General features: G+C 71.8%; 4 protein-coding genes and 1 pseudogene. 3 read left to right on the forward strand and 2 right to left on the reverse strand.

Translation table 11 applies throughout. The annotated features are described in order from the left end of the window. Positions 1–188 precede the first annotated feature (188 nt). Positions 189–1,937, forward strand: coding sequence for a proline--tRNA ligase (locus tag IJH84_RS27165; protein ID WP_295150600.1), 1,749 nt, complete (start codon positions 189–191; stop codon positions 1,935–1,937). Positions 1,938–2,199: 262 nt separating this feature from the next. On the opposite strand, the gene IJH84_RS27170 is transcribed toward IJH84_RS27165, so the two are convergent. Both IJH84_RS27170 and IJH84_RS27175 read right to left on the reverse strand, forming a co-directional pair. Beyond that, on the reverse strand, positions 2,200–2,895 hold the full coding sequence (locus IJH84_RS27170; RefSeq protein WP_295150603.1) for a haloacid dehalogenase-like hydrolase: 696 nt from the start codon (positions 2,893–2,895) through the stop codon (positions 2,200–2,202). Between the two features lie 85 nt (positions 2,896–2,980). Beyond that, on the reverse strand, positions 2,981–3,391 hold the full coding sequence (locus tag IJH84_RS27175) for a secondary thiamine-phosphate synthase enzyme YjbQ (RefSeq protein ID WP_200070089.1): 411 nt from the start codon (positions 3,389–3,391) through the stop codon (positions 2,981–2,983). A 98-nt stretch (positions 3,392–3,489) separates the two neighbouring features. Between IJH84_RS27175 and IJH84_RS27180 the strand changes: the two genes are divergently transcribed. After that, positions 3,490–4,515, forward strand: a complete 1,026-nt coding sequence (locus IJH84_RS27180; protein ID WP_295150606.1) for an aminotransferase — start codon at positions 3,490–3,492, stop codon at positions 4,513–4,515. Between the two features lie 99 nt (positions 4,516–4,614). After that, positions 4,615–5,275: pseudogene (locus tag IJH84_RS27185) on the forward strand (hypothetical protein); the annotation flags it as partial.

The following is a 5,275-nucleotide window of genomic DNA, read 5'->3' on the forward strand; positions in this document are numbered from 1 at the left end:
AGCGCCTGGCAGGCCGTCGCCGCTGAACGGCCGTGCCGCCGCCCGGCCCGTCGATCCGCGCAGCCGGGGAATCCGCTGGCGGCGGCCCCACCTCGGGTCGCTACCCTGCGAGGATCGGAGGTCCGCGAAAAGTGGCTGCGAACCTCCGGGCCCCGACCTTGCCGATCCGCACCCGAGGAGCGCCCGCCGTGATCACGAGGATGTCGACGTTGTTCTTGCGTACGCTGCGCGAGGATCCGGCCGACGCCGAGGTGCCGAGCCACAAGCTGCTGGTGCGCGCCGGCTACGTGCGCCGCGTCGCGCCCGGCATCTACTCGTGGCTGCCGCTGGGCCTGCGAGTGCTGCGCAACGTCGAAGAGGTCGTGCGCCAGGAGATGGCCGCGATCGGCGCGCAGGAGATCCACCTGCCCGCGCTGCTGCCGAAGGAGCCCTACGAGGCCACCGGCCGCTGGACCGAGTACGGCCCGACCATGTTCCGGCTCAACGACCGCAAGGGCGCCGAATACGCGCTGGGGCCGACGCACGAGGAGCTGTTCGCGCTCACCGTCAAGGGCGAGTACAGCTCCTACAAGGACTACCCGGTGATGCTGTACCAGATCCAGACGAAGTACCGGGACGAGGAGCGGCCCCGCGCGGGCATCCTGCGCGGGCGCGAGTTCGTGATGAAGGACTCCTACTCGTTCGACCTCGACGACGAGGGCCTGGCCGCGTCCTACCGGCTGCACCGGGACGCCTACGTGCGGATCTTCGACCGGGTGAACCTGCGGTACGTGATCGTGCAGGCCACTTCCGGGGCGATGGGCGGTTCGGCGTCGGAAGAGTTCCTGGCCGAGAGCGAGACCGGTGAGGACACCTTCGTGCGCAGCACCAGCGGCGACTACGCGGCCAACGTGGAGGCGGTGGCCACGCCGGTGCCCGCGCCGCTGTCCATTGCGGACAAACCGGCCGCGCAGGTGCACCACACGCCGGGCACGCCGACGATCGAGACCCTGGTGGCGTTCCTCAACGCCGCGGAGCTGGGCCGCACCTTCACCGCCGCGGACACGCTGAAGAACGTGCTGGTCAAGATCCGCAAGCCCGGTGCGGACGAGTGGGAACTGCTGGCCGTGGCGGTGCCCGGCGACCGCGAGGTCGACATGAAGCGGCTGGAGGCCGCCGTCGAACCCGCCGAGGTGGCACTGCTGGAGGAGGCCGACTTCACCGCGAACCCGTTCCTGGTGAAGGGCTACATCGGACCGAAGGCGTTGCAGGACAACGGAATCCGCTACCTCGCCGACCCGCGCATCGTGGCCGGGACGGCGTGGGTCACCGGCGCGGACCAGGACGAGCACCACGTGGTGGACCTGGTGTGCGGCCGCGACTTCACCCCGGACGGCACCATCGAGGCCGCCGAGGTCCGCGAAGGCGACACCGCGCCCGACGGCAACGGCACCCTGGTCGCCGCCCGCGGCATCGAGATCGGGCACATCTTCCAGCTCGGCCGCAAGTACTCCGACGCGATCGGGCTGGACGCGCTCGGCCAGGACGGCAAACCGAAGCGGATCACCATGGGCTCCTACGGCGTCGGGGTGTCCCGGATGGTCGCCGCGATCGCCGAGCAGAGCCACGACGAACTCGGCCTGGTGTGGCCCCGCGAAGTCGCCCCCGCCGACGTGCACGTGGTCACCGCGGGCAAGGACGACGCCGTCCGCGAAGGCGGCGAGCGGCTGGCCGCCGAGCTGGATCGCGCCGGGGTCCGGGTGCTGCTGGACGACCGCACGGCCTCGCCAGGGGTGAAGTTCGCCGACGCGGAACTCGTTGGTGTGCCGACGATCCTGGTCGTCGGCAAGGGCCTCGCGAACGGCGTGGTGGAGATCAAGGACCGCCGCACCGGCGAGCGCGAGGAGATCGGCGTGGACAAGGCGGTCGGGCACCTCACCGAGCTGGTCCGACGCTGACGCAGCGGACGCGGGGCATCGAGTGAACGGCCTGTTCGCCCAATCTATTCGGACCAACGGTCCGTTCACTCGGTCCACTCGCCCGGGGCCGGGCGGTGCGCGGGTGTGTCGGCCGGTGTGTCAGCAGGGCGCCCGAACTGGTGCACAGGTGCGGTTTCTCCAGGAGTGAACGGACCGTTCGACCGATCCAGTGGGGAACAGGCCGTTCACTCGGGTCGGCCCGCACGGGTCTCCGGGGCAGCGGGCGAAGCGCGTCGTCGGACTATCCACTCCGGACGGCGGCGAGGACGGCTCCGGTGTCGGTGAGGTCCGGCAGCACCACGTGCGCGCCCGCCTCCCGCAGTTCGTCCTCGCCGTTGCGCCCGGAGGCGACGCCGACGGCGACCGCGCCGTGCCGAAGCGCCCCGGCCACGTCGCGCGGCGTGTCACCGACCACGACGACGGCGTCCGGAGCGAATTCGCGACCGTGCTTGGTGCCGGCCTTGCGCACCGCCGCGGCGATCAGGTCGTGCCGGTGCACCGAGTCGCTGCCGAATCCGCCGATGTCGAAGTCCACGTGCCGGTGCAGGCCGAAGGCGTCGAGCTTGTGGAACGCCACTTCCGGCAGGTTGCCGGTGACCAGGCCCTGCAGCACGCCCGGAGTCTCGTCCAGCGCGGCCAGCGCCCGCGCCGCGCCGGGCATCGCGTTGCCGCGCAGCGACAACCCGTCCCGGTCGGCCGCCACGGCGGTGTTCAACGCGGTGAACATCGCATCGACGGTGTCCGCGCCCGCCTCGACGTCGTGCGCGGCCAGCACTTCGCCGGTGATCGCCAGCTCGGTCTTGCCGGCCATGTCCGGCACGTGCCGCAGACCGAGCCCGGTGACCTCGGCCAGCGCCCGGCGGTACCAGTCGGTGCCGATGCCGCGCGCGTCGATCAGCGTCAGGTCCACGTCCCAGAGCACCAGCCGGCCGGTCATGCGCACATCCTGGCAGCCGGCGCCGTCCGGATGATCAAGATGTGATCGATCTCCGGGACCGTCCCGGCCGCGCCGCGGCATCGGCTCAACCGGCCAGGAAGCTGAACCGCACGCGGCGCACCGGGTTGTCCGCGTTCGTGTCCACCAGGCACACCGACTGCCACGTGCCCAGCGCGAGCCGCCCGCCCAGCACCGGGATCGTCGCGTACGGCGGCACCAGCGCGGGCAGCACGTGATCGCGCCCGTGGCCCGGGGAACCGTGCCGGTGCCGCCACCGGTCGTCGGCGGGCAGCAGCTCGCGCAGCTGCGCGAGCAGATCTTCGTCGCTGCCCGCGCCGGTCTCCAGCACCGCCAGCCCCGCGGTGGCGTGCGGTACCCAAACGTTGAGCAGCCCGTCGCCGGCGCCCGCGGAACGCAGGAAGCGCTCGACCTCGCCGCTGAGATCCTGCACGACCTCGGTGGAACCGGTCCGGATTTCGACTTCCGTGCTCTCCATACCCCCACGGTAGGACCGGAGGAACTCGCCAGTGCTCCGGTAGCGGGTTCCGGAAAAGGGCCTGGCGCTCGCGGCCGTCGATTGACGACGATGCGGGTATGCGTTCCGCGTTCGGCATGACCTTCGAGGTTCCCGGCGGCTACCTCAACACCCCGTCCATCGGCGTCCCGCCGACCGAGGCCGTCACCGCCATGAACGAAGCGGTGGCCAAGTGGGGCCGGGGCGGTGACGCACCCGGCGACTTCGACGGGTACATCGAGCGGACGCGCGAGCTGTACGCGCACTTCGCCGGAGTTCCTGCGGAGCGGGTAACGGCAGGCAACTCGCTGTCCGGGCTCGTCGCGCTGGTCGCCGCGAGCCTGCCCGACGACGCTCGGGTGCTGGTCGCCGATGGCGACTTCACCAGCGTCGTCTTCCCGTTCGCCGCGCACGCCGACCGCGGGGTCACCGTCACCGAAGCGGAGCTGAGCGCGCTGCCCGAACTCGCCGCCGGATACGACCTCGTCGCGGTCAGCGTCGTGCAGTCCGCCGATGGCCGGATCGTCGACCTCGACGCGCTGCGCGAAGCCACCGCCGGCATCCCGACCCGGGTGCTGCTGGACACCACGCAGGCCGCCGGATGGCTGCCGCTGCAGCTGGAGTGGGCCGACTACGTGGCGGGTGCCTGCTACAAGTGGCTGCTGTCCCCGCGCGGAGCGGCCTGGATGGCGGTGCGGCCGGACATCCGGCTGCGGCCGATCTACGCCAACTGGTTCTCGGGCACGCCCGACGAGGACACCAACTACGGGCTGCCGCTGCGGCTGGCCGAGGGGGCTCGCGGGCTGGACCAATCACCGGTCTGGTTGCAGCAGGTCGGCGCGGAAGCGGCGATGCGCGAACTCGCGAAGGCCGATCTGGAGCAGGTGCGGCGGCACTGCGTGGGTCTCGCCGACGAGCTGCGAGCGCAGCTCGGGATGCCGCCCGGCGGGTCCGCGATCGTCGGCGTGCCCGGTGCCGAAGCCGGGGACCGGCTCACCGCCGCGGGAGTGGTGAGCTCGCCGCGCGCGGGCAAGGCGCGGGTCGGGTTCCACCTCTACAACACCGCCGACGATCTCGATCGAGTGATCTTCGCGCTGCGTGCCTGAGCTGCCCGAACGTCATCGCTGCACACGTGCTGTTCTGCGATCGATCGGCAACCGCTACCGTAGGTGCTCGTGCCGGATCCCCAAGGTGCGCCCGAAGAGATGAATGACTCGCAGCAGACTCCGCGCGGCGACACAGCGCCACTGCAGCGCGACAACTCCCGGGTGAACCACGAGCAGCGCGCGGCGACAGCCGCCGACTTCGCCCCCGAAAGCACCTCCGGTGCGCCCGGGGACGCGACCCGGCCCGCGTTCCAGCAGCCGTCCGCCCGCGACGAACAGTCGCAGCACGGGCAGTCGCAGCACGGCAACGGCCCGGACAACCAGCACAGCGGCTGGGGCGGCGGGAACCAGCAGTGGAACGGGACCGCGCACCAGCCGCAGCAGCAGCCGACCCAGGCGTACTCGGCGCATCCGTACCAGCAGCCCTATGCGGCGCAGGGTTATTGGCCGCAGTCGAATCCCGGTGGTGCCTACGCCGGGGCGAACCAGTACCCCGCCCAGCACCCCGGAGCGGCCCAGCAGCCCGGAACCGCCCAGCATCCCGGAACCGCTCAGCACCCGGGAATGGCCCAGCAGCCGGGGCCGCAGTACCCGGGAACGGCCCAGCAGGCCGCCCCTGTCCAGCGCGCCCACCCCTCCACCAGCAGGCAGGCCCCGGCCGAGCCGAACCCGGCGAGCGGGAACGGTGGCACCAAGATCACCCCGTCCGGCTGGTTGCTGCGCGGGCTCGTGCTGTTCGGCGTCTCGCTGCTGTCCGGAC

Origin of the sequence: Saccharopolyspora sp., from assembly GCF_017434145.1 — a bacterium.
Lineage (GTDB): Bacteria > Actinomycetota > Actinomycetes > Mycobacteriales > Pseudonocardiaceae > Saccharopolyspora_C > Saccharopolyspora_C galaxeae.

What these genes read in the sequence shown, in the direction of transcription:
- IJH84_RS27175 (WP_200070089.1), bottom strand. Translation starts at nt 3,391, where the DNA reads ATGGAGAGCACGGAAGTCGAAATCCGGACCGGTTCCACCGAGGTCGTG.
- IJH84_RS27180 (WP_295150606.1), top strand. Translation starts at nt 3,490, where the DNA reads ATGCGTTCCGCGTTCGGCATGACCTTCGAGGTTCCCGGCGGCTACCTC.
- IJH84_RS27170 (WP_295150603.1), bottom strand. Translation starts at nt 2,895, where the DNA reads ATGACCGGCCGGCTGGTGCTCTGGGACGTGGACCTGACGCTGATCGAC.